Consider the following 23273-nt stretch of genomic DNA (forward strand, 5'->3'; position numbering starts at 1 on the left):
TTCTTTGTCTTATCCGCGCTGTGACGGGTGCCAGAAGGTCACCACTTTTTCGATCCCCGCCACCAGCCCATAAAAGGCCGTGCCGGCCAGTGCCGCAACAACGATTTCGGCCCAGACCATGTCCAGCGACAATTGCCCGACACTGGTAGAGATCCGGAACCCCATACCAAGTGTCGGTGAACCGAAGAACTCGGCCACGATAGCGCCGATCAGAGCCAAAGTGGTGGAAATCTTCAACCCGTTGAAAATGAAAGGCATCGCTGCGGGCAAACGCAGTTTCATGAAGCTCTGCCAATAGGTTGCGGCATAGGTCTCCATCAGATCGCGCTGCATCGAGGTGGCTTCCCGCAGGCCCGCCACGGTGTTGACGAGCATCGGAAAGAACACCATCACAACCACCACCGCCGCCTTGGAGTGCCAGTCGAACCCAAACCACATCACCAGAATGGGGGCGGTTCCGACAATCGGCAGGGCGGCCACGAAATTGCCGACCGGCAACAGGCCCAGGCGCAGGAAATCCCAGCGATCCACCGCAATCGCCATCAGAAAGGCCGCGATGCACCCGATGACATAGCCGCTGAACGCGCCCTTAATGATGGTCTGCACAAAGTCAGCCCACAGGATCGGAAGGCTGTCCGCAAACCGTACCGCAATCACCGACGGCGCTGGCAGGATAACAAGCGGAACCTCTAGCCCGCGCACCAGAAGCTCCCAGATCCCGATGACCGTCAGGCCAAAGATCAGCGGGGCCAGAAACCGCACCATTCGGGTGTCGACATAAGGCCCGCTGGCCAACCGGCTGTTCAACCACCAGCCCAAAAGCCAAAGCAGGACAGCACACAAAACCAGTATCATTGCGCCATCCCCATCCGTTTCAATACGGCCCGTTCAATCAGCCCCAGCAGCCCGACCAGGCACGCCGCCAGAATGGCAGCCGCGAACAGAGCCGACCAGATCTGTACCGTCTGACCGTAATAGCTGCCGGCAAGCAATCGCGCGCCCAGACCGGCAACAGCCCCAGTCGGAAGCTCACCAACAATGGCGCCGACCAGCGACGCAGCGATCCCGATTTTCAGCGAGGTGAACAGATACGGCATGGATGCCGGCAGGCGCAATTTCCAAAAGCCCTGAGACCGGCTGGCGTTATACGTCCGCAGCAAGTCCAGCTGCATCGCATCGGGGCTGCGCAGGCCCTTGACCATGCCGACGACAACCGGAAAGAAACTCAGATAGGCCGATATGATCGCCTTGGGAATGATGCCCTGGATACCGACGGAATACAGCACCACAATGATCATCGGCGCCAGCGCGATGATCGGAATGGTTTGACTGACAATGGCCCATGGCATGACCGACAGGTCCATCACGCGGCTATGCACGATACCCACGGCCAGAAGAATGCCTAGGCCGGTGCCAATCGCAAATCCCAGCATCGTCGCGCTGAGCGTGACCCAGCCATGATAGATCAGCGACCGTTTCGAAGTGATCTTTTTCTGGACCGTCGTTTCCCACATTTCCACGGCGACCTGATGCGGGGCCGGCAAACGAGGCCTGTCCTGTTCCCACGTGGCCGGGATGGCGAATGTGTTGTTCAAAACAAGACCAACCTCAGACATGTCCCGCCGGTCCTTGGCGGATGGCGGCTGCACGATGGCCCCCGCGCGTTCTTGTTCGGTCAACACGCCCTTTATGTTCATCGGAATACAGGCCACGTACCAGAACAGAACAATTGCGGCGATGACGGTGAATACGGCGATGACTTGCTTCATGCACGCCACTCCATCCGATAGACGGGCACGGTATCCGGCGGCACAGGGGGTTCCTCGGCCGTCACTTCAAACCCTTCACGGCGATAAAAACGTTGCGCCGCCGTATTGGGCCGGTGCGTCGTCAGCCAGAGAAAATTTCGGCCCTCTTTTGCTTTGTCGACAAGGCGCTTGCCGATACCCTGCCCCGTCCGGCTGCAATACAGCGCGCCGATTTTATTCTGTGCCGGGTCCACTGACATGTAGCAATCGACCGGATCACCTGCGACCCACATTTCACGGCTGTCGAATGCGTCGCTGATCAGCTTCGCCAGCTCGTCGACAGGAAGTTCGTCGGGCATCCAGTCCGTTTGCGTGGCCCAGTCATGAACAACCTTGGCGCAGGCAGGCACATCGTCTGGCGCCGCGCGCCGGATCTTATCCGCATTCAGCTCAGCCGTCATTGGAATGCCCACCCCGCAAACCTTCGCGCACACGGTGCGCGACCTCGATGAATTCCGGGGTGTCGCGAATGTCCAGCGGCCGTTCCTTGGGCAGCGGGCTGTCAATCACATCGGCGATCCGCCCGGGCCGCGGGCTCATCACCACGATCTTTGTGCTCAGATAAACTGCCTCGGGAATGGAATGCGTCACAAATCCGATCGTCTTGCCGGTTCGCGCCCACAGCGCCAGAAGCTGTTCGTTCAGGTGATCGCGCACGATCTCGTCCAGCGCGCCGAAAGGCTCGTCCATCAAAAGGATATCGGCGTCGAAGGCCAGCGCCCGGGCGATGCTGGCCCGTTGCTGCATCCCACCCGACAGCTGCCAGGGGAACTTTCCACCAAATCCTTCAAGATCAACAAGTTCTAGAACGTTCTTTACACGTTCTTCCTGCTCCTGCGCCGAGTATCCCATGATCTCGAGCGGCAGTTTGATGTTCTTGGCGATGGTCCGCCACGGGTACAGGCCCGCCGCCTGGAACACATAGCCATAGGCCCGGTTCCGGCGAGCCTCGTCCGGGGTCATGCCGTTGACGGTCAACGTGCCGCCCGTAGGCGTTTCCAGCGCAGCGACACAGCGCAGAAAGGTCGTCTTGCCGCAGCCCGAAGGGCCGATGAAACTGACGAATTCGCCCTTGTCGATCGCCAGATTCACGTCCTTGAGGGCGTGCACGGGTCCGTCATTGGTTTGGAAGGTCAGGTCGAGGTTCTTTGCCTCAATTACCGGCGCGCTCGTTATCATTCTTTATTAGTCCCCAATCTTTCGACCCAAAGCCAAACCAACCCAGCAATCGCTCCTGCAACGCTAAACAGCAGTAGGTCATGCAAATCGACCACCAAAGGTCGTCCTGTCATGTTTTCGGTGCTGACCAAAAGGTACACCGCCACACCCGTCAATGCGCCAAAAACCGCAGCTGTTTTCGGATGAAAAAGGTGAAAGATCACCGCAGTCAACCGCAGTGCAAACGCTGGCAGGACCGTGAAGATGAGACCGAACAGCCAATACAACGGCACGAGAGACATGACTGCCCGCCAACCCATGCCGTTTTCTGTCTGTGATTCGATCAAGAGAAGCAGCAACACCGTCCCCACGAAGACCGCAACCAGATACCCCAATACAGCGCGGAAAAACGGCACTCACACCCCCGTCGCCGGGATGCCCGACCGCTCTACCGGGCGCGGGGCGGTCAGCTGTTTCCAGGTGCTCAGCGCCTTGTTGACGGTGGTATTCGCCTCACGCGCGACAAAGTCTCCATGACCTTCCTGCGTCCGGATTTCACCGTCATGCACCGCCACCTGACCCCGCGTCAGGGTAAAGCGCGGCAGACCTTTGACCTCTTTGCCCTCGAACACATTGTAATCAATCGAAGATTGCTGCGACGCGGCGCTGATCGTTTTGCTTTTCTCAGGATCCCAAACAACAAGATCAGCATCCGCCCCGACCAGAACCGCACCCTTTTTAGGATAGCAATTCAATATCTTGGCAATGTTTGTTGAAGTAACAGCCACAAATTCATTCGGTGTCAGACGCCCAGTATTGACCCCATGTGTCCACAACATCGGCATCCGGTCTTCCAGCCCGCCGGTGCCGTTCGGGATCTTGGTGAAATCCCCGACGCCAAAGCGTTTCTGTTCGGTTGTAAAGGCGCAATGATCGGTTGCAACCACGCTCAGCGTTCCAGATTGCAGGCCATTCCACAGGCTTTCCTGATGCTGTTTGTTGCGGAACGGAGGACTCATGACCCGTCGCGCCGCGTGGTCCCAATCCTGATTGAAATATTCACTTTCGTCCAATGTCAGGTGCTGGATCAGGGGTTCTCCCCACACTCGCTTGCCCTGCATTTTTGCCCGGCGGATGGCTTCATGCGCCTCTTCGCACGAGGTGTGTACAACATAAAGCGGCACACCCGCCATATCCGCGATCATGATCGCCCGGTTGGTGGCTTCGCCTTCCACCTGCGGCGGGCGCGAATACGCATGTGCTTCGGGGCCGGTATTGCCTTCGGCAAGCAGCTTGGCACTCAACTCTGCCACCACATCCCCGTTCTCGGCATGTACCAGCGCGGTACCGCCAAGCTCGGCAAGACGCTTGAACGAGGCGAACAGCTCATCATCATTCACCATCAGCGCGCCCTTGTAGGCCATGAAATGCTTGAAGGTGTTGATGCCGCGCGTCTCGATCACGGTTTTGATGTCGTCGAACACCTGTTCCCCCCACCAGGTCACCGCCATATGGAACGAATAATCACAATTCGCCCGCGTCGACTTGTTGTCCCAACGTTTCAGCGCATCCAGCAGGCTTTCACCCGGATTGGGCAGTGCAAAATCGACAACCATGGTGGTGCCGCCGGCCAGGGCCGCCCGCGTCCCGCTTTCAAAGTCATCACTGGAATAGGTGCCCATGAACGGCATTTCGAGATGGGTATGAGGATCAATCCCGCCCGGCATCACAAAACAGCCGGTTGCGTCCAGTTCCTTGTCCCCCGTCAGGTTCATACCGATTTCGGTGATCACGCCGCCCTCGACCAATACATCCGCCTTGTAAGTCAAATCCGCGGTGACAACGGTTCCGTTTTTGATGACAGTACTCATTTTGAACTCCCTGATGCGGTCTGCGCCGCTTGCTTCATCTGGCCAAAAATATCCCGGGGGAGTCGCCCTCGGGGCGACGGGGGCAGCGCCCCCTATTCCACGATTTCGGCAGTCTCGACCACGGCATGCAGCAGAACATCCGCCCCGGCTGCGGCCCATTCCTTGCTGATTTCTTCGGCTTCATTGTGGCTCAGCCCGTCAACACAGGGGCACATGATCATCGCGGTCGGCGCAACCCGGTTGATCCAGCAGGCATCATGCCCCGCGCCCGAGATGATATCAGTGTGCGAATAGCCCAGCCGTTCGGCCGCGTTTCGCACGGCCGATACGCAAGCATCGTCAAATTTCACCGGATCGAACCCGCCGACTTTCTCGAATTCGATCTGAAGGCCCATCTCGTCAACGATGTCCTCGGCAGCCACCCGCAGGCGGTTTTCCATGTCGGTGATCACCTCCAGCTCGGGCGAGCGGAAATCGACCGTAAACACCACCTTGCCCGGGATCACATTGCGTGAGTTCGGGTAGACATCGATATGCCCCGCCGCGCCCACCGCATGCGGAGCATGTGACCATGCGATCTCGTCCACCTTCTCCAGGATCCGCGCCATGGCCAGCCCGGCATTCTTGCGCATCGGCATCGGTGTCGATCCGGTATGCGCGTCCTTGCCCGTTACCGTGATCTGCGTCCAGCTCAGCCCCTGACCATGGGTGACGACGCCAATATCCTTGCCTTCGGCTTCAAGGATCGGGCCCTGTTCGATATGCAGTTCAAAGAACGCATGCATCTTGCGGGCGCCCACCTCTTCATCACCACGCCAGCCGATCCGGTTCAGCTCATCCCCGAACTTTTTGCCCTCAGCATCTTCGCGGTTGTATGCCCAGTCTTGCGTGTGCATCCCGGCAAATACGCCTGAAGACAGCATCGCCGGCGCGTAACGCGTGCCTTCTTCGTTTGTCCAGTTGGTAGCGACGATCGGATGTTTCGTATTGATCCCCAGGTCGTTCAGCGTCCGGATCAGTTCCAGCCCACCCAGGACACCCAGCACGCCGTCAAACTTACCGCCTGTCGGCTGCGTATCCAGATGCGATCCCACGTAAACCGGCAGCGCGTCGGGGTCAGTGCCTTCGCGGCGGGCAAACATGTTGCCCATCTGGTCAAGCCCCATGGTGCACCCTGCTTCCTCGCACCATTTCTGGAACAAGGCGCGGCCTTCCGCGTCCTCATCCGTCAAGGTCTGGCGATTGTTGCCACCGGCGACACCCGGGCCGATCTTGGCCATCTCCATCAGGCTGTCCCACAACCTGTCGCCATTGATCCTGAGATTCTGCGCCGGAGCTGCCATGTTCATCTTCCCTGTTTGCTGGCGAGTTGGCTCGCTTTTGATGTCTTGATTTGACCATATGGTCAAACTCACGCTATCACGGGTTCGGTATCAGTCAAGAATTTGCGCGGTTCAGCTGAAATTTTCAGTACGTCCCGCACCTGTTCGACGAAAAAAGAGACACGCTGAAAACATGCCAAAAGACCGCGCACCAACCCGTATTCAGAAAAAGAACCGCGCCGCGATTCTAGAGGCCGCTCTGAACGTGTTTTCAGCCCACGGGTTTCGCGGCGCAACCGTAGACCAGATCGCGGTAGAAGCAGGTCTGAGCAAGCCGAACCTGCTGTACTATTTCCCATCAAAAGAAGCGATCCATACTGAATTGCTGTCCGGCCTGCTGGATACCTGGCTGGCTCCGCTGCATGATCTGGACGCCAATGGCGATCCGATGGAGGAAATCCTGGCATACATTCGGCGCAAGTTGCAGATGAGTCAGGAGCTACCACGGGAAAGCCGCCTTTTTGCCAACGAGCTTGTACAGGGCGCGCCGCGTATTCACGATGCATTGTCCAATGACCTCAAGACACTGGTCGACGAAAAGGTCACGATCCTTACCGGCTGGATGGATCAGGGAAAAATCGCGCGGGTGCACCCCTACCACCTGGTGTTTTCGATCTGGGCCTTGACGCAGCACTATGCAGATTTCGATGTTCAGGTTCGTGCAATTCTGGGCAACGAAGATCCGTTCGAGGGCGCAGAAACTTTTGTTGACACGTTGTACCGCAAACTTCTGAGCCCCTGAAAAAAGGGGCCGAAAAAACGGCCCCTTGACGATCTGTCGCAATCCCGTCATTCGGCCGCCTTGGCCATCGGGTTGTTCGGATGCGTCGTCCAGTTCGCATAGGATGGCTGAACTTCTTTTCCGGTCCGGGGATCAACCTCGCCCGCTGCCATCGGCACCATATCGATGCAGCCTTCGATCGGACAAACATCGACGCAGAGGTTGCAGGCGACGCATTCGTCATCCATCACCTCAAAAACGCGGTCCTCGGACATGGAAATCGCCTGGTGGCTGGTGTCTTCGCAGGCCGCATAACACCGGCCACACTTGATGCACTGATCCTGATCGATCTTCGCCTTGGCGACGTAGTTGAGGTTCAGATACTGCCAGTCGGTGACATTGGGCACCGCACGTCCGATCACTTCATCAATGCTGGAATAGCCTTTCTCATCCATCCATTCCGACAGCCCTGCCGTCAGTTCGTCGATGATCTTGAAACCATAGGTCATCGCAGCGGTGCACACCTGAACGTTGCCGCAACCCAGCGAGATGAACTCGGCCGCGTCACGCCAAGTGGTGACGCCGCCGATGCCGGAAATCGGCAGGCCTCGTGTCGCCTCGGCCCGCGCGATCTCGGACACCATCGACAATGCAATGGGCTTGACGGCGGGGCCGCAATACCCACCGTGGCTGCCTTTGCCGTCAATGGACGGTTCAGGGCTGAACGTGTCCAGATTGACGCTGGTGATCGAATTGATGGTGTTGATCAGCGACACCGCATCCGCGCCACCGTTTCTGGCTGCCGCAGCCGGTTTGCGGATGTCAGTGATGTTCGGCGTAAGCTTAACGATGACCGGACGGTCGTAATACTGTTTGCACCAGCGCGTGACCATCTCGATATATTCCGGAACCTGCCCCACGGCCGAGCCCATGCCGCGTTCGCTCATCCCATGAGGGCAGCCGAAGTTCAGCTCGATCCCGTCCGCACCGGTTTCTGCCACGCGTGGCAGAATGGCCTTCCATGCTTCTTCCTCGCACGGAACCATGATCGACGCGATCAAGGCGCGATCCGGGTAATCGGATTTGACCCGCGCCATTTCCTCGAGGTTCACCTCGAGAGGACGATCCGTGATCAGTTCGATATTGTTCAGGCCCAGCAAACGGCGGTCGGCCCCGTAGATTGCGCCATAGCGCGGGCCATTCACGTTTACGACCGGTGGTCCTTCGGCGCCAAGCGTTTTCCAGACAACGCCGCCCCACCCGGCTTCGAAGGCGCGGCGCACATTGTATTCCTTGTCCGTCGGCGGCGCAGAGGCCAGCCAGAACGGGTTGGGGCTGGAAATGCCCAGAAAGTTTGTCGTCAGATCGGCCATGGCTTCTCCCTTCCCGGCTCAGCCGGATTTTTTGAATATCATTTCGGTCGGGCGAATACGCCCGGCCTTGAGGTTTTTGACGTAGTTTTGGAACTTTTCGGGCGCCGTTTCCCCCATCATCAGGTGGATTCCCAGCGGCGCTGGTCCGGTCTCGGCTATCTTGGCAAACACATCTTCGAAGAACTGGATCGCAAACGCGGTGCGGTCTGTTTCGGCAACCAGCTCAAGACCAGCCGCGGCCGCGGCGTCTTTGTATACCTCTGGCGCGTGAACAAAGGAGGTTTCTGGAAAAGTGGACCAGGGAAGCGGAAAAGCCAGCGGCTCATCCACCTCTCCGCCCATGACGTCGAACAGGGCAAATGTGCCACCGGTGGCCAGTACGCGTGAAACTTCAGCGAACAGCCCCGCTTTGTCTTCGATATTCATGCCCACATGCATCATGACGGCAAGGTCGAACCCGGCATCCGGCACAGGCATGTCCAGAGCACTGCCAACGTGAAAGCTTGTCTTTTCGGAATGCCCGACCAGATCGCTGAGCGCAGTTGCGGTTTCCACGAACTCGGGCGTCAGGTCGACCCCTGTTACCGTTGAGTCATATTTGTCCACTATGTACCGGGATGTGCCTCCGATGCCGCATCCGATATCCAGAACGCGTGTCGCATGGGTCGGGGAAAGCTGCGCAAACAGGTTGTCGGTCGCAAGAACGCCGCCCGTATGGAATTCATCCCCCGCCTTCAGATCAGCGACCGTGGCCGCATCCGGGTCGATGCCGCTGGCCTCCAGCGCCGCGCGGACGCGTTCGGTCAGTGCACCGGTGGTATAGTGTTGAGCAACGGCTTGTTCGATCTGGGACATGGGAATACCTCAGCAGCGAAAGGAATGGGGTGAATACCCCACCCTATCACGAAACGAGCATCGCGTGGATGTCCATCGCCGCGTCCCGACCTTCGGCAACGGCCGTTACGGTCAGATCTTCGCCGCCCGCAGCGCAGTCACCACCAGCCCAGACACCAGCCAAGGAGGTTCGGCCAGCGCCGCTGATGGCGATCTTGTTGCCATCCAGCGTCAGGCCTTCGGGTGCGCCCTCCAAGGTCTGTCCGATGGCCTTGAGAACCTGATCGGCCGGCAAGCGGATCGTTTCTCCGGTTCCGATCAGCTGACCGTTCTGGCTGGATGTATATTCCAGCTCGATCTCGGTCGCGGCGCCATTGCCGTGGATGGCCACCGGCTGAACATTGGCCATGATCCGAACGCCATGCGACGCTGCCAGGTCCTGCTCGTACCGACTGGCCCCCATGGCATCCCGGCCGCGGCGATAGGCAATCGTGACGTTTTCGGCGCCCAGAAGCTTGGATTTCACGGCGGCATCCACAGCTGTCATGCCCCCGCCGATGACGACCACATTCCGTCCAACGGGCAGATCGGCAAGGTCGCTGGCCTGCCGCACGTCCGATATGAAATCGACCGCGGCCCGCACACCGTCCTTGTCGACGCCGCCTGCACGCAAGGCGTTGACACCGGCAAGACCGATGGACAGAAACACTGCGTCGTAGTTTTCGACCAGCCCATCCAACGAGATGCTTTCGCCCAAAATCGAACCGGTCTCGATTGCAATCCCTCCGATTTTCAGCAGCCAGTCCACCTCGGCCTGTGCAAAATCGTTGGTCGATTTATAGGCCGCGATACCATATTCATTCAGGCCGCCGGGTTTGGGCTTGCTTTCGTGGATCACCACGTCATGGCCCAGCATCGCCAGCCGGTGGGCACAGGCCAGACCCGCAGGCCCGGCCCCCACAACGGCAACCGTCTTGCCGGTCGAAGGCGCACGTTCAAACGGATGCACACCCGAGGCCATGATTTCATCGGTGGCGAAACGTTGCAGGCGCCCGATCTCAACCGGTTTGCCTTCGGCGGCCTCGCGAACGCAGGCCTCTTCGCACAGCGTTTCGGTTGGACAGACCCGAGCGCACATTCCGCCCAGAATATTCTGTTCCAGAATCGTTCGCCCTGCTGATTGCGGTTGACCGGCTTGAATCTGGCGAATGAACAACGGGATATCGATATCCGTTGGACAGGCCGTCACGCATGGCGCGTCATAGCAGAAATAACAGCGATCTGCGGCTACTGCGGCCTCATGCTGGACAAGCGGCGGATGCAGATCGGTGAAATTCGAGGTCAGCTCATCGCTTGAAAGCCGCCCGGCTACGATACCGGGTGCCATCTGGCCCTGTGCCATCACTCTACTCCCTGTAGATATGTTTGTTATGCTCTCAGCTTGCCACAAATAATTTTTTTATCAATTGGTAAAATTTGCCAAATGGTCAAAAAATGAAAAGCGCTGCAAAAACAACCGTGTTTTTGGGCACTTTGCTTAGGGATTGATCACGAACCGCGTTGAATCACTGGGCCCGAAGGCAGGATTTGCCCAGGAAAGGCTGTGCGAGGATTGGCATACAAGGTTCGGTGAGCATGGCGCGCTGCCGATTGCACCTTTCGACATGAACCGGGCCAACCTCGGAAAATCCGCAAAAGAACCTTGCTCAACCCTTCCTCGGCGCGATGAGAGGAATGCCATAGACTAAAAGAAATCAAACTTTCGGCTTTTGACGCCCCACCCCGCTTGCTGTAATCCGGATTAAAGGGTGCCGGTTCCGGCAGCTTTCAGGAATGGGCATAGATGCAGGCAAGTTCTCGGAAATTCAACATAGCGGTTGTCGGGCAAAACAACCGTCTGCAATATGAGGCCCTGTTGTTCGCGGCCTCGCTTCGCCACTGCTCGCCTGGGTTCAAAGGCCGGCTGTTTGTCGCCACACCCAACCCGGGCCCGCGCTGGTCCAACAACCCCGGCATCCAGGACGAAGACGTTCTGAAAGCCCTGAAACAGTTGGATGCCGAAATCCTGCCCTTCGACTCGCATGTTTTCGGCGAAAGTTACCCTTATGGCAACAAGATCGAGGCTTTGTTGGCCCTGCCGCAAGGTGAACCCTTTGTGTTCTTCGATACGGACACGCTGATCACCGGCGACATCACAAGCGTTCCGTTCGATTTCGACCGCCCCGGAGCCTCACTGAAGGTCGAGGGCACGTGGCCAAAGCCGACGCTGTACGGCCCCGGCTTTGACGGTATCTGGCGGGCGCTCTATGCCCGCTTCGGGCTGGATTTCGAAAGCTCGGTGGATCCGGACCAACCCGATGGTTACTGGCGGCGATACCTTTACTTCAACGCGGGTTACTTCTTTTACAAATGCCCCAGAATGTTCGGTGAACGGTTCCTGGACTACGCAAGAACGATCCGGGATGAAAACATTCCCGAACTGACGGGCCAGAACCTTGATCCATGGCTGGATCAGGCAGCCCTGCCGCTGGTCATTCATTCTTTTGGCGGCGGTCGGGATGCATTGCCTGACGGGCTTTTGGACGGGTCCGTCAGCTGCCACTATCGCCTGTTCCCTTTGCTTTATGCCCGCGAAAGCGATCACGTGATCGATGTGCTGGAAACCGTCGTGGCCCCCAACAAGGTCAAAAAAGTGCTCAAACAGTATGATCCGTTGAAAAAGCTGGTTCTTCAGGGCAAAGGCGAAAAAATCCGTGCGCTCTTTGATCAGGACAATCTGCCGCGGCGGGAACAGGCACTGCGCAACGCGATCAAAAGCAAAGGCCTCTGGCTGCGCTGACAGGATCGTTGTGCGCAGGCAGGCAATGGCCTACAGATTCCGCAAGACAGATACCAACAGGAGATTTTCACGATGTCTGACGGCCCGACCTACGGTTTCGACACATTGCAAATTCATGCGGGTGCCCGCCCCGACCCGGCGACCGGAGCACGCCAGACACCGATCTATCAGACCACGGCCTATGTGTTCCGGGATGCGGACCACGCAGCGGCCCTGTTCAACCTGCAAGAGGTGGGCTTTATCTATTCCCGCCTGACCAACCCAACCGTCGCCGTTCTGCAGGAACGCGTGGCGACGCTTGAAGGCGGCGTCGGGGCGGTGTGCTGCTCGTCCGGGCATGCGGCGCAGATCATGGCGTTGTTCCCGCTGATGGGGCCCGGCTGCAACGTGGTCGCCTCGACCCGTTTGTATGGCGGTACGGTCACGCAGTTCAGCCAGACGATCAAACGCTTTGGCTGGTCCGCCAAATTCGTGGACACCGATGATCTGGACGCCGTAAAGGATGCCATCGACGAAAACACCCGCGCCGTGTTCTGCGAATCCATCGCCAATCCGGGCGGTTATGTGTCTGATATCCGTGCGTTGGCGGATGTTGCTGATGCAACGGGCATTCCGCTGATTGTCGACAACACCTCGGCCACGCCCTACTTGTGCCGCCCGATCGAGCACGGCGCGACACTGGTTGTGCATTCCACCACCAAGTATCTGACCGGCAACGGCACCGTCACCGGCGGGTGCATCGTGGATTCTGGCAAGTTCGACTGGTCCGCGAATGACAAATTCCCGTCGCTGAGCGAACCCGAGCCTGCCTATCACGGCCTGAAGTTCCACGAGACCTTTGGGCCGCTGGCCTTCACCTTCCACGGTATCGCCATCGGTCTGCGTGATCTGGGCATGACCATGAACCCGCAGGCAGCTCATTACACGCTGATGGGGATCGAAACACTGTCGCTGCGGATGGAGCGCCACGTGGAGAACGCCCAGAAAATCGCGGCATGGCTGGAAGCGGATGACCGGGTGGAATACGTCACATATGCGGGATTGCCGTCATCACCTTACAAGGACCGGGTCAAATCGCAGTATCCACGTGGCGCTGGTGCATTGTTCACCTTTGCGGTGAAGGGCGGCTATGACGCCTGTATCAAACTGGTCAACGCGCTGGAAATCTTCAGCCACGTGGCCAATTTGGGCGATGCCCGCTCGTTGATCATCCACTCGGCCTCGACCACCCACCGACAACTGACGCCGGAACAACAGGAAGCCGCGGGTGCGGGCCCCGGTGTCGTGCGGGTGTCTATCGGCATCGAAGACGTGAACGACCTGATCGCGGACCTTGATCAGGCCCTCGCCAAGGCCAGCGCCTGACAATGGCCGGGCACGACACAAACGACCTTGGCCAGCCCATCGGTTTGCCGGTGTCGGGTGACTTTCCGCGCCCGACGCCGCCTTATACACCGATGGAAGGCCGGTACTGTTCTGTCGTGCCACTGGATGTGAATCGCCATGCGCCCGGACTTTTTCGGGCGTTTGCAAATGACAGGGATGGCCGTAACTGGACTTACCTGCCCTATGGCCCGTTTGACAGCGAACCGGAATTTGAAGACTGGGCCCGCGCCAACTGCATGGATGCGGACCCGATGTTTCATACCGTATTGGATGCGGACGAAGTGCCGGTGGGCATGGCCTCTTATCTTCGGATCGAACCCGCAGCGGGTGCCATCGAAGTCGGCCACATCCACTTCTCGCCGCTGCTGCAACGCAAGCCGCAATCGACCGAGGTCATGTACCTCATGATGAAGCGGGTTTTCGACGAGCTTGGCTATCGCCGGTACGAGTGGAAATGCGACGCACTGAATGCACCGTCACGCAATGCCGCTGAACGGCTGGGATTTACTTTCGAAGGGGTGTTTCGGCAGGCGACTCACTACAAAGGCCGCAACAGGGACACGGCATGGTACGCGATCATCGACACTGAATGGCCGCGCATTCGCGATGCATTCGAAGCCTGGCTGTCGCCCGACAATTTTGACAGCGCGGGCCAGCAGCGCAAGCCGCTGATGGCCCGTGCAAAGGATTGACCCTATTCTGAAATCTCGAATTCCATCGAGACGCTGACAGAAACCGAAACCTCGCCGCCCGCGACGGGAACACCACCCGCATCCGCCATGCTCAGCGCGCGCATTTCTGCCATCGGACGGATACCTGCCGATTGTTCCGAGATCGACTGAACCGGGCCGAGCGTCACGCCCGCGGCCTGTGCCAACTGCTGTGCCTTGGCAGTGGCTTCGCCGACGGCCTTGGCGCGCGCCTGCGCCTCGATCGGTTTGGGATCCTGCACGCCAAAGCTCAGGCCCCCGAAATCATTGGCGCCGTCCTGAATGACCGCGTCCATGACCTTCCCCAGTTGGGTCAGGTCGCGCACACGCACAAACACGCGGTTGGACGCTGTAAAGCCGGTGATTTCAGGCTTCTCGCCATTCTGTCCATGACGACCCGACCAGACGGGCGACAATGACAGGTCCCGTGTCTGGACGTCACGATCTTCGATACCCATCTCGGTCAGGCGCGCAAGAACTTTGGAAACGGCATCCGACGTCGCCTGCATCGCAGCCGAGGCTTCGGCGTTTTCGTGGGTCACGCCCAAGGTTATCGTCGCCATATCAGGCGCAATCTGCACTGTTCCGCTTGCATCAACGTTGATGCGACGTTCTTCCGCATGAGCGGCCCCGGCAGCCGTAGCCGCCATCATCGCGGCCAGAAAAGCGAATGTCTTCAAGGTTATCACTCCAATTTGTTTTGTACTAAGATGGGTTGGCAGGGCTTGGCCATACAAGAGGAGATACCGCCTTTTTCTTTCCCTCGGCGGGTTCCTGCTTTAATGTCGGCCTGCAAACGCAAAGTCGTTTGCATTGACGTTGATAATTATGGTTCCTCCGGAATATGAAACCCGCCTTTGCGCTGTCTTTTTCTGCGACCGGAATAACACTGCACCACCGTTCCGATGACGACTGGTTTGTCATCGGTACGATTCCGCTGGATGTTCCGGACTTGTCCGGGCAGATGCAGGCGTTGCGGGAAAAAGCATTTGCGCTGGAAAATGATCTGAGCTGCAAGCTCGTGCTGCCAGAAGATCAGGTTCGGTTTCTACAGGTTTCGACTGATGGGTTGCCGCCGGAAGGCCGGACGGAACGTATCGAAAGTGCTCTGACCGAGGCCACGCCTTATACCTTGTCGGAACTGAGTTATGACAGCCAGACCGAAGGCGACACGACCTGTGTTGCTGCCGTGGCGGTTGAAACGCTGGCCGAAGCGCGGACCTTTGCCTCGGAACATGGTTTTGTGGTGGTGGCGTTCACTGCCGAAGACCGCGAGGGCGCGTTCCCGCGCGAGGCGTTGTTCCGCGAAACCTCGGACGCTTCCGATCTGTCACACCCGGAAAACCAGCCATCTCCGGTGGAAACGGACGCAGGTGAACAGGCTGATGATTCCGGCCTGCCCACCCATCCGATTGCCGGCACCGCCGCACCCGAGGCTTTCCGAGCACCCCGGGAAACAGCGAACAGCCTTGATGCATCTTCAGGGGTAAACCGATCTGCCATTGCTGTCTTTGCCGCTGTGTTTCTCGTTGGTGGACTAGTTGGTATTTGGCTGGCATCGGGGTCCGGCCCTGAACAGGATCAGGCGGAACAGAGCCCGGCGCAGTTTGCGGTTCCCGCCACTGAACCGGCCGCAGAGCCCCTGCCTGAACCAGAGCTGGACACGGCTGCGCTGGAAGCCCCGCAACAAACCGTTCCGGACCTTGCGACCGATGACGCCGAAGAGCCTGCGAACGCAGCCTCAGAAACCGAGACCGGAGCGCAGCCGGATCTGACCGCCACAGATGCAGCAATTCTGGAGGCCCTCAAAGTTGCCCCTACCGCGGTGGAATCCGTCGCTCAGGACCCCGAGACACAAAAAGGTGTCGAGGCCGTTACGGGCATAAGCACGACAGCGCCAGCGGCACCGGAAATACCCGAAACTGTTGAACCGCAGGAATTGTATCTGGCATCACTCGACAACGCCGATCTGTTCGAGGATGCGGTTGCCCTACCGCCCGACCCCAGTTTTGACACCGACGCTCCTTTTGAACCCGACGTATCCCCCAACATTGCGGGCACTCGGTTTGATCTGGATGAGAACGGCCTGGTCGTGCCAACACCGGAAGGCACCGTGAATCCGGAAGGGATCGTTGTTTATCTGGGGCGCCCATCCAAGGTTCCGCCTGAAACTCCGGTTCGTTTCGAAGAAGAACCGGTGGTCGACGAGGTCGACGACAGATTGGCGGGCATTCGGCCCAAGCCACGCCCTGCTGATCTGGTCGAGAATTTCGAGCGCGGTCAACTGGGTGGCCGGTCATTGGAGGAATTGGCATCCAAGCGGCCGAAAGCGCGCCCGGAAAGTCTTCAGACCAAGCCACAGGTCGATGATGCACCAACGGCCTTGGCTGTCGTAAGAGTACCGCGCCCCAAATCCCGCCCTGCCGGATTGGCCCCTGCCAAATCACCTGTTTCAAACAGTTCGAACCTTGGGTCCACAGCAGCATTAGATCAGAAATCCGATGAAGCAGGATCGTTCCAACCAAAAACCGTCGCGCCCAAAATTCCTTCGACCGCGTCGGTTGCGCGACAAGCCACGATCGACAACGCAATCAACCTACGCAGATTGAACCTGATCGGGGTCTACGGAACGCCAGCCAACAGACGCGCATTGGTGCGGCTTCCCAGCGGGCGTTACAAAAAGCTGAAAATCGGAGACCGCCTTGATGGCGGGAAAGTCATCGCGATCAGCGACAGTGAGCTTCGATATCAGAAAAAGGGCCGCAACGTGACCCTGGCGATGCCGCGCAGCTGAAAACCGGCAATCGATCTTCTGACGCACCAACCGTCACATAAAAGCGCCGAAGGCAGATGAACTGCCCCCGGCGTGTCAGTGCGTTGCAATCAGGCTGCGGAAATCTCGCCGCTTTCGATCTGTTCGCGTTCGATGGATTCGAATAGCGCCTGGAAATTTCCCTCGCCGAAACCGTCGTCGCCCTTGCGCTGAATGAACTCGAAGAAGATCGGTCCGATGACGGTTTTCGAGAAAATCTGTAGCAGAATCCGGGTCTCACCACCGTCGACAACGCCTTCACCATCGATCAGGATGCCGTGTTTCATCATCCGGTCCAACGGCTCCTCGTGGCCGGCCACACGGGTCTTGGACATCTCGTAATATGCCTTGTTCGGGCCCGGCATGAATTTCAGGCCGTTTTCCGCAATTGCATCGGTCGAGGCGTAAATGTCGTCACTGCCGACGGCGATATGCTGAATGCCTTCACCATTGTATTTCTTCAGGTAAGACACGATCTGACCCGTTTCACCACGATCTTCGTTGATCGGAATACGGATGCGCCCACAAGGAGATGTCAGCGCCCGGCTGAAAAGCCCGGTGAACTTGCCCTGAATGTCAAAGAAGCGGATTTCGCGAAAGTTGAACAGGTCGCCGTAGAACTTGAACCACTTGTCCATGTTGCCCTTGTAGACGTTGTGCGTCAGGTGATCGAGATAGAAGAAACCCACACCCCGTGGTTTGGATTCTTTGATCCACTCGAATTCCTGATTGTATGGCGATGTGTCGTAATATTGATCGATAAAATAGATCAATGATCCGCCGATGCCCTTGATCGCAGGCACATTCATGGTTTTGTCAGCGCCGTCGTAAGGTTCTGCACCTTTCGACACCGCATGGTCATAGGCCTTTTGCGCGTCAACAACGCGCCACCCCATGGATGGCGCGCAAGGGCCGTGTTCATCCACGAACCTCGCGGCAAAGCTGTCGGGATCCGCGTTCAGGATATAGGTGACATCCCCTTGCTGCCACAGCTCGACGGCGGGTTTTTCCTTGTGGCGGGCCACCAGGTCAAACCCCATCTTCGCGAACAGATCACGCAGCTCCTGCGGTTCAGGATGGGCAAACTCGACGAATTCAAACCCATCGGTACCGGCAGGGTTTTCTTCGCTGATAACAGATTTCGGGGCGTTGTGTGGGAAAGGACCCATGGCGCGTCTCCTTCGAAAACAGGAATTTCTTTGCTGATTCAAAAATATGACTTTTATGACGCTGTTTCTGCGCATTGTTTTCGTGTAAACTGCCGATAGGCGCGCAAAACGCGCATAAAAGTTAATAAAGGCAGGATTTTTCCGCACATGCTGGACGCGACCGACAAGCGATTGCTTTCCGCCCTGCAAAAGGACGCACACCTGACCGCGCACCAACTGGGCGAAATGCTGAACCTGTCGCCCAGTCAGGCAGGACGCCGCCGCCAGCGGCTTGAGGCCGAAGGGTACATCACCGGGTATGCCGCCCGGCTGGACCCGCTGAAACTGGGTCTGCAAGTGCAAGGCTTTGTTCAGGTCCATCTGGGGACTCATGGCCCTGAACAATCTGCAAGCTTCGCCCGCATGGTCGACACCCGCCCCGAAATTACCAGCGCATGGACGATGACCGGAGAGGCAGATTACCTGCTGCACATCTATTGTGACGATCTTTCCGCGCTCAACAGCTTGCTACATTCGGTCATCCTGCCGCATCCTGCCGTTGCAAGGGTCCATAGCCAGATCGTAATGGACCAACTGAAACGCGACGCCCCCCTGCCCACCTGAACGGGCCCGAGAGGACACCTATGGACGTATTCCTATATCAGGCTTCGATCTATCTGGCAGCGGCAGTCATCGCCGTTCCCCTGTCTGCACGGCTGGGGCTGGGGTCGGTTCTGGGGTATCTGGCCGCCGGGATCATCATTGGTCCTGTTCTTGGGCTTGTCGGCGCGGAAACGGAAAACCTTCAGCACGTTGCCGAATTCGGTGTGGTGATGATGCTGTTCCTGATCGGTCTGGAACTGGAACCGCGCGCCCTGTGGGATATGCGTGACAAGTTGCTGGGATTGGGCGGGTTGCAGGTTGCGTTGTCGACGGCTGCGATCGCTGCCGTGGCAATGTACGCCAACCACCCCTGGTCGGTCGCCCTGGCCGTAGGGCTGACCTTGTCGCTGTCATCCACGGCAATCGTTCTTCAGACTCTTTCGGAAAAGGGCCTGATGCGAACAAATGGCGGTCGAGCTACGTTTTCGGTGCTGCTGACGCAGGACATAGCGGTCATTCCGATCTTGGCCTTGCTTCCACTTCTGGCCTTGCCGGCCATGCCACATATCGAATCGGATGGTTCGATTGACCGCGGGGCCGGAGAACTTCACGGCGCGGACCATCACAGCCTTTCTCTGGTCGAAGGTCTGCCGGGTTGGGCCGTCACGCTGGTTACGATCGGGGCAGTGGTGTTTGTCATTCTGGCCGGTGTCTACCTGACCCGCCCGCTGTTTCGCTTCATCCACGCGACCCGCCTGCGCGAGATGTATACCGCCCTGGCGCTTATGATCGTGGTCGGGATTTCCTTCCTGATGACCCTCGTCGGACTGTCCCCTGCCCTGGGCGCCTTCCTGGCGGGCGTGGTTCTGGCCAGTTCCGAGTTCAGACATGAAATGGAAAGCGACCTTGAGCCATTCAAAGGGCTTTTGCTTGGGCTTTTCTTCATCACGGTCGGTGCCGGTATTGATGTTGCCTATTTCTTTGACGATCCCCTTGACCTGATCGGTCTGGCGCTTCTTTTGATCCTTGCAAAAGGGATCATCCTGTATCTTGTGGGCAAGGCCTTCAAGTTGCGTGGGCGCGATCACTGGCTGTTCACCTTGGGGCTGGCGCAAGCGGGTGAGTTTGGCTTTGTTCTGCTGGCATTTTCCACGCAACAGAATGTCATCCCCCCCGACCTGTCCCAAAAACTGCTGATGATCATCGCTTTGACGATGCTGATCACACCGCTTCTGTTCATCATCTACGATCTTCTGTCGCGAAAGATCGGCGACACTTCCAAAGAACCCGTGCCGGACGAAATTGACGAAAAAGGCCCCGTCATCATCGCCGGGATTGGTCGGTTCGGGCAGATCGTAAACCGGCTGGTGCGGGCCAGCGGGTTCAAGACGGTTGTGCTGGACCACAACATCGAAACCATTCAGCTGATGCGCCGTTTCGGCGTCAAAGGGTTTCTGGGCGATCCTACACGCCCTGAATTGCTGCGTGCTGCGGGATTGGAAAAAGCGTCGGTCCTTGTCGCTGCCATGGATGACCACAAACAAGTCACGCGACTTGTCGGGTATGCCAGACGGCAGCGCCCTGACCTGCACATCATCGCACGCGCCCGCGACCGGACTCATGTGTACGAGCTCTATCAGGCTGGTGCCAACGACATCGTGCGGGAACTGTTCGACAGCTCATTGCGCGCAGGCCGCTATGTTCTGGAGAATATCGGGCTGAGTGAGTACGAGGCCGCACAGGCGGAACAGACCTTTTATCACCATGACCGGATGTCTGTTCGCGATCTCGCCGAACTATGGGTCCCGGGTCTGCCAACGGCCGAAAACAAGAAATACATCGAGCGTGCACAGCAGCTGGAAAAGGATCTGGAAACCGCGCTGCTGGAACTGGCTGAAAAACACGCCAAGAAATCCGCCTGACCCAAGCCTGTGCCCGGGTCAGGCAAGGAATCAACCGTCAGACACTCCTGCCTCGGCAAAGGTTGCCATACCGGAATGGCAGGCCACGGCGCTTTTGAGAATATTGATCGCCAGTGCCCCGCCCGAGCCTTCACCCAGCCGAAGACCAAGGCTCAGCAGCGGTTCCTTGCCCAGCTTCGCCAATACGGCACCGTGTGCGGCCTCGGCGCTTTGGTGGCCGGCCACGGCGTGATCCAGCGCGGTGTCCGACAGCCTTCGCAGGCAGGCAGCGGCAGCGGTACAGATGAAACCGTCCAGGATCACAGGAATGCGCAATATCCGCGCGGCGGCAATCGCCCCCGCCATCGCCGCGATCTCACGACCTCCGAGGCAGCGCAGGATTTCAAGGCCGTCCTCTGACTTGTGCAACGCTACACCTTCGGCCACAACGCGGGTCTTGTTGGTCAGCCCCGCATCATCGACGCCCGTCCCGCGACCTGTCCAATCGGCCGCGTCACCGCCGAACAGCGCGCAGGCAATGGCGGCTGCCGGGGTGGTGTTGCCAATGCCCATCTCGCCCACGACCAACAGATCAGCCTGCGGATCCACGGCCTGCCAGCCAGTGCGCAACGCGTCCAGCAATTCGGCCTCCGTCATGGCCGGTGCCTGGGTGAAATCTGCGGTCGGGTTGTCCAGATCCAGCGCGTGAACATCCATCGTTGCACCCGCCGCCCGGGCCAGTTGGTTGATCGCCGCACCGCCATGTTCGAAGTTCATCACCATTTGCACGGTCACTTCCGACGGAAAAGCCGAGACCCCCTGTGCAGTGACTCCGTGGTTTCCGGCAAAGACGATGACCTGTGGCGCCGCGATCTGTGGCCGGGCATTTCCTCGCCATCCTGCGTACCAGATTGCCAAATCTTCAAGTCGCCCCAGCGCGCCTGGGGGTTTCGTCAGTTGTCCGTTTCGCTCTGCAGCGCCCTGTGCCGCGGTGGCATCCGGCCCCGGAGCCGCTGCAAGCGCAGCACGGAACGCGTTCAAATCATTCAGTTCAGGCAACATGAAAGCCTCATTGCATCAGAGTGATCCTGTGTGTTTAACCGAAGCATCGAATCCAACAAGACCCCGAAAGGCACGGGCGTGCATAAAAACGACACCAATCCCTTTTCCCTGTGGGACATTCCGCTGGCTCTGGTGCTGTTGACCCGCCTGCCCCTGCCCCGATTGCCCGAACCTGTATTCAAGCGGCAGGCACAGGCGGCATGGGCCTTCCCCGTCGCCGGGCTGGCCGTCGGAGCGATTGCCTGTCTGGTCGGATGGTTGGCAATGGTCTTTCATCTGCCCCCTTTTGTTGCCGCGGCCCTGTTGGTTGCAACGTTGATCATGACGACGGGCGCGATGCACGAGGACGGTATGGCCGATACGTTCGACGGCCTCTGGGGCGGGTTCACCGCTGAACGTCGACTTGAAATCATGAAAGACAGCCAGATCGGAACCTATGGTGTTCTCGCTTTGGTTTTTTCTCAGCTTGCTCGGGTTTCGGCAGTTGCCACGATTTTGGCAACAGGGTCGATTTGGGCGATTCTGGCAGCCTGCATGTTCTCACGCGCCTTGATGCCGGTTTTGATGGCATCCCTGCCAAACGCCAGAAAATCGGGGCTGAGCCATTCGGTGGGAACCCCCGGCGCGATTTCGGTCAGCATGTCCTTGGGCCTGGCCGCTCCAATCGCCGTTTTTCTGTGCGGGGGTGCGGCGATCACCGCCATCTTCTCTGCCGCCTCGGTTGCTGCCATCTTGGCGCTGACAGCGCGCAAGAAGATCGGCGGCCAGACCGGGGACATACTTGGGGCATCGCAACAACTGGCCGAGATCGCGTTTCTGCTTGCCATCAGCGCGCAGATCTAGGACACGCCGCCTGTTTCGATCCGCAGTGTTCCACCGCAATGCTTGCAATGCACGGCATCGGGATCATGCCGATACAACCCGCAGCTTGGGCATTTGTGACGTACCTTCTGCGGCATGAATATCGCCTGCGCCAAACGGACAAACAACGCGACACCCACGACCATGATGAACACCGAGAACAGCTTGCCCCAAGGGGTGCTCAGCGTGATGTCACCGAACCCGGTTGTGGTCAGGGTGGCCATGGTGAAATACAGCGCATCTATGTAAGGCGTCTGGGCGTCTTCCGGAATGAAGAACACCAAAACCGCCGTGGAGGTGGCAAAGACAAAAACCATCAGATTGATTGCCGCAATCACCGCGTCTTCGTGGGTGCGAAAAAAGGTACTGTCGCGTCGCAAGTCCCTGAGCAGGTGGTATGAATGGATCAGGCGCAAGGCCCGCAGAATCCTCAGGAAAGCCAGGTTGCCCGTCAGGAACGGATCCAGAACCAGCGAGACGATGACGACAATATCCGCCAGCGTATAAATCTGGCGCAGCAGCTTCCAGCGATCCTTTGAAATCCAAAGCCGCGCAGAGAAGTCCAAAAAAATCAAAAATCCGATCAACTGGCTTGCAAGGACCAAGCCGGGACCATGAGTGACGTGAGCCGTTGCGACAAAGAAAACGATTGTCGCTACATCGAACAGGATCAGAGCGTACCGAAACCAGACCGAAATCGGGTCATGCCCGATATACAGATATCTAACTGTCTGCTTCATGTCCGCCCTGTAGCTTGCTGCATATACAGTGAAATTAGCGGTACTTGCGGAATTCACCAAGCCA

The 23273-nt window shown here is 58.3% G+C and carries 22 protein-coding genes; 8 read left to right on the plus strand and 14 right to left on the minus strand.

Annotated features, from left to right (window positions below; genetic code table 11):
• Positions 1-9 precede the first annotated feature (9 nt).
• The 7 genes from ACR0C6_RS06305 to ACR0C6_RS06335 all read right to left on the minus strand — a co-directional run bounded on the left by ACR0C6_RS06305 (position 10) and on the right by ACR0C6_RS06335 (position 6180).
• Complete coding sequence (locus ACR0C6_RS06305) at positions 10-855, minus strand: ABC transporter permease (RefSeq protein ID WP_480444860.1); 846 nt, start codon at positions 853-855, stop codon at positions 10-12.
• Positions 852-1769 carry an ABC transporter permease gene (locus ACR0C6_RS06310; protein WP_171116397.1) on the minus strand — a complete coding sequence of 306 codons (918 nt, stop codon included), beginning with the start codon at positions 1767-1769 and terminating at the stop codon, positions 852-854. Before ACR0C6_RS06310 ends, ACR0C6_RS06305 begins: the two co-directional genes overlap by 4 nt.
• Positions 1766-2209 carry a GNAT family N-acetyltransferase gene (locus ACR0C6_RS06315; protein WP_253283776.1) on the minus strand — a complete coding sequence of 148 codons (444 nt, stop codon included), beginning with the start codon at positions 2207-2209 and terminating at the stop codon, positions 1766-1768. Before ACR0C6_RS06315 ends, ACR0C6_RS06310 begins: the two co-directional genes overlap by 4 nt.
• Positions 2199-2987 (minus strand): ABC transporter ATP-binding protein, encoded by a 789-nt coding sequence (locus ACR0C6_RS06320; protein ID WP_480444857.1) that lies wholly within the window; start codon positions 2985-2987, stop codon positions 2199-2201. Before ACR0C6_RS06320 ends, ACR0C6_RS06315 begins: the two co-directional genes overlap by 11 nt.
• A complete protein-coding gene (locus tag ACR0C6_RS06325) occupies positions 2984-3382 on the minus strand; it encodes a hypothetical protein (RefSeq protein ID WP_480444855.1) in 399 nt (132 codons plus the stop codon). The genes ACR0C6_RS06320 and ACR0C6_RS06325 overlap by 4 nt, the downstream gene beginning before the upstream one ends.
• Entirely contained in the window at positions 3383-4837 is a 1455-nt protein-coding gene (gene hydA, locus ACR0C6_RS06330) for a dihydropyrimidinase (RefSeq protein WP_480444853.1), read from the minus strand.
• A gap of 92 nt (positions 4838-4929) precedes the next feature.
• Positions 4930-6180, minus strand: a complete 1251-nt coding sequence (locus tag ACR0C6_RS06335; protein ID WP_171639664.1) for a Zn-dependent hydrolase — start codon at positions 6178-6180, stop codon at positions 4930-4932.
• Between the two features lie 172 nt (positions 6181-6352).
• Here ACR0C6_RS06335 and ACR0C6_RS06340 point away from each other — a divergent pair, with 172 nt between their 5' ends.
• Positions 6353-6961, plus strand: coding sequence for a TetR family transcriptional regulator C-terminal domain-containing protein (locus ACR0C6_RS06340; RefSeq protein ID WP_480618675.1), 609 nt, complete (start codon positions 6353-6355; stop codon positions 6959-6961).
• Positions 6962-7008: 47 nt separating this feature from the next.
• Here ACR0C6_RS06340 and preA read toward each other — a convergent pair whose 3' ends face one another.
• The 3 genes from preA to ACR0C6_RS06355 are packed head-to-tail and all read right to left on the minus strand — an operon-like array spanning position 7009 to position 10549.
• The gene (gene preA / locus ACR0C6_RS06345; RefSeq protein ID WP_480618676.1) at positions 7009-8313 is read right to left on the minus strand and encodes an NAD-dependent dihydropyrimidine dehydrogenase subunit PreA; all 1305 of its coding nucleotides are present in this window, start codon (positions 8311-8313) and stop codon (positions 7009-7011) included.
• 18 nt (positions 8314-8331) lie between these two features.
• Positions 8332-9168, minus strand: coding sequence for a methyltransferase domain-containing protein (locus tag ACR0C6_RS06350; protein ID WP_480444851.1), 837 nt, complete (start codon positions 9166-9168; stop codon positions 8332-8334).
• Positions 9169-9214: 46 nt separating this feature from the next.
• Entirely contained in the window at positions 9215-10549 is a 1335-nt protein-coding gene (locus tag ACR0C6_RS06355) for an NAD(P)-dependent oxidoreductase (RefSeq protein ID WP_480618677.1), read from the minus strand.
• 441 nt (positions 10550-10990) lie between these two features.
• Between ACR0C6_RS06355 and ACR0C6_RS06360 the strand changes: the two genes are divergently transcribed.
• The 3 genes from ACR0C6_RS06360 (at position 10991) to ACR0C6_RS06370 (ending at position 14064) form a co-directional block, all read left to right on the plus strand.
• The gene (locus ACR0C6_RS06360) at positions 10991-11986 is read left to right on the plus strand and encodes a hypothetical protein (RefSeq protein ID WP_480618678.1); all 996 of its coding nucleotides are present in this window, start codon (positions 10991-10993) and stop codon (positions 11984-11986) included.
• Positions 11987-12058: 72 nt separating this feature from the next.
• Positions 12059-13351 carry an O-acetylhomoserine aminocarboxypropyltransferase/cysteine synthase family protein gene (locus tag ACR0C6_RS06365; RefSeq protein WP_480618679.1) on the plus strand — a complete coding sequence of 431 codons (1293 nt, stop codon included), beginning with the start codon at positions 12059-12061 and terminating at the stop codon, positions 13349-13351.
• A 2-nt stretch (positions 13352-13353) separates the two neighbouring features.
• Positions 13354-14064, plus strand: coding sequence for a GNAT family N-acetyltransferase (locus ACR0C6_RS06370; protein WP_480618680.1), 711 nt, complete (start codon positions 13354-13356; stop codon positions 14062-14064).
• 2 nt (positions 14065-14066) lie between these two features.
• Here the strand turns inward: ACR0C6_RS06370 and ACR0C6_RS06375 are convergent, their stop codons facing one another.
• A complete protein-coding gene (locus ACR0C6_RS06375) occupies positions 14067-14762 on the minus strand; it encodes an SIMPL domain-containing protein (protein ID WP_480618681.1) in 696 nt (231 codons plus the stop codon).
• 164 nt (positions 14763-14926) lie between these two features.
• On the opposite strand from ACR0C6_RS06375, the gene ACR0C6_RS06380 reads away from it, so the two are divergent.
• Positions 14927-16876 carry a hypothetical protein gene (locus tag ACR0C6_RS06380; RefSeq protein ID WP_480618682.1) on the plus strand — a complete coding sequence of 650 codons (1950 nt, stop codon included), beginning with the start codon at positions 14927-14929 and terminating at the stop codon, positions 16874-16876.
• Between the two features lie 89 nt (positions 16877-16965).
• On the opposite strand, the gene hppD is transcribed toward ACR0C6_RS06380, so the two are convergent.
• Complete coding sequence (gene hppD / locus ACR0C6_RS06385) at positions 16966-18063, minus strand: 4-hydroxyphenylpyruvate dioxygenase (protein WP_480618683.1); 1098 nt, start codon at positions 18061-18063, stop codon at positions 16966-16968.
• Positions 18064-18210: 147 nt separating this feature from the next.
• Between hppD and ACR0C6_RS06390 the strand changes: the two genes are divergently transcribed.
• Entirely contained in the window at positions 18211-18666 is a 456-nt protein-coding gene (locus ACR0C6_RS06390; protein WP_152457686.1) for an Lrp/AsnC family transcriptional regulator, read from the plus strand.
• A 20-nt stretch (positions 18667-18686) separates the two neighbouring features.
• The gene (locus tag ACR0C6_RS06395; RefSeq protein WP_480444839.1) at positions 18687-20567 is read left to right on the plus strand and encodes a monovalent cation:proton antiporter-2 (CPA2) family protein; all 1881 of its coding nucleotides are present in this window, start codon (positions 18687-18689) and stop codon (positions 20565-20567) included.
• Between the two features lie 30 nt (positions 20568-20597).
• On the opposite strand, the gene cobT is transcribed toward ACR0C6_RS06395, so the two are convergent.
• The gene (gene cobT, locus ACR0C6_RS06400; RefSeq protein WP_480444838.1) at positions 20598-21608 is read right to left on the minus strand and encodes a nicotinate-nucleotide--dimethylbenzimidazole phosphoribosyltransferase; all 1011 of its coding nucleotides are present in this window, start codon (positions 21606-21608) and stop codon (positions 20598-20600) included.
• A gap of 78 nt (positions 21609-21686) precedes the next feature.
• Here cobT and cobS point away from each other — a divergent pair, with 78 nt between their 5' ends.
• Entirely contained in the window at positions 21687-22451 is a 765-nt protein-coding gene (gene cobS / locus ACR0C6_RS06405; RefSeq protein WP_171228547.1) for an adenosylcobinamide-GDP ribazoletransferase, read from the plus strand.
• Here the strand turns inward: cobS and ACR0C6_RS06410 are convergent.
• Complete coding sequence (locus ACR0C6_RS06410; protein ID WP_171228546.1) at positions 22448-23209, minus strand: ion channel; 762 nt, start codon at positions 23207-23209, stop codon at positions 22448-22450. The genes cobS and ACR0C6_RS06410 overlap by 4 nt on opposite strands.
• Positions 23210-23273: the final 64 nt, after the last annotated feature.

It is taken from the genome of Ruegeria sp. AL12 (assembly GCF_056540885.1).

Bases quoted from the DNA above. Each gene is read 5' to 3' on its own strand.
- ACR0C6_RS06340 (WP_480618675.1), top strand. From the start codon at position 6,353: ATGCCAAAAGACCGCGCACCAACCCGTATTCAGAAAAAGAACCGCGCC.
- hppD (WP_480618683.1), bottom strand. From the start codon at position 18,063: ATGGGTCCTTTCCCACACAACGCCCCGAAATCTGTTATCAGCGAAGAA.
- ACR0C6_RS06410 (WP_171228546.1), bottom strand. From the start codon at position 23,209: ATGAAGCAGACAGTTAGATATCTGTATATCGGGCATGACCCGATTTCG.
- cobT (WP_480444838.1), bottom strand. From the start codon at position 21,608: ATGTTGCCTGAACTGAATGATTTGAACGCGTTCCGTGCTGCGCTTGCA.
- ACR0C6_RS06350 (WP_480444851.1), bottom strand. From the start codon at position 9,168: ATGTCCCAGATCGAACAAGCCGTTGCTCAACACTATACCACCGGTGCA.
- ACR0C6_RS06390 (WP_152457686.1), top strand. From the start codon at position 18,211: ATGCTGGACGCGACCGACAAGCGATTGCTTTCCGCCCTGCAAAAGGAC.
- ACR0C6_RS06395 (WP_480444839.1), top strand. From the start codon at position 18,687: ATGGACGTATTCCTATATCAGGCTTCGATCTATCTGGCAGCGGCAGTC.
- hydA (WP_480444853.1), bottom strand. From the start codon at position 4,837: ATGAGTACTGTCATCAAAAACGGAACCGTTGTCACCGCGGATTTGACT.
- ACR0C6_RS06380 (WP_480618682.1), top strand. From the start codon at position 14,927: ATGAAACCCGCCTTTGCGCTGTCTTTTTCTGCGACCGGAATAACACTG.
- ACR0C6_RS06310 (WP_171116397.1), bottom strand. From the start codon at position 1,769: ATGAAGCAAGTCATCGCCGTATTCACCGTCATCGCCGCAATTGTTCTG.
- ACR0C6_RS06335 (WP_171639664.1), bottom strand. From the start codon at position 6,180: ATGGCAGCTCCGGCGCAGAATCTCAGGATCAATGGCGACAGGTTGTGG.
- ACR0C6_RS06370 (WP_480618680.1), top strand. From the start codon at position 13,354: ATGGCCGGGCACGACACAAACGACCTTGGCCAGCCCATCGGTTTGCCG.
- ACR0C6_RS06305 (WP_480444860.1), bottom strand. From the start codon at position 855: ATGATACTGGTTTTGTGTGCTGTCCTGCTTTGGCTTTTGGGCTGGTGG.
- ACR0C6_RS06315 (WP_253283776.1), bottom strand. From the start codon at position 2,209: ATGACGGCTGAGCTGAATGCGGATAAGATCCGGCGCGCGGCGCCAGAC.
- preA (WP_480618676.1), bottom strand. From the start codon at position 8,313: ATGGCCGATCTGACGACAAACTTTCTGGGCATTTCCAGCCCCAACCCG.
- ACR0C6_RS06365 (WP_480618679.1), top strand. From the start codon at position 12,059: ATGTCTGACGGCCCGACCTACGGTTTCGACACATTGCAAATTCATGCG.
- ACR0C6_RS06320 (WP_480444857.1), bottom strand. From the start codon at position 2,987: ATGATAACGAGCGCGCCGGTAATTGAGGCAAAGAACCTCGACCTGACC.
- ACR0C6_RS06360 (WP_480618678.1), top strand. From the start codon at position 10,991: ATGCAGGCAAGTTCTCGGAAATTCAACATAGCGGTTGTCGGGCAAAAC.
- ACR0C6_RS06355 (WP_480618677.1), bottom strand. From the start codon at position 10,549: ATGGCACAGGGCCAGATGGCACCCGGTATCGTAGCCGGGCGGCTTTCA.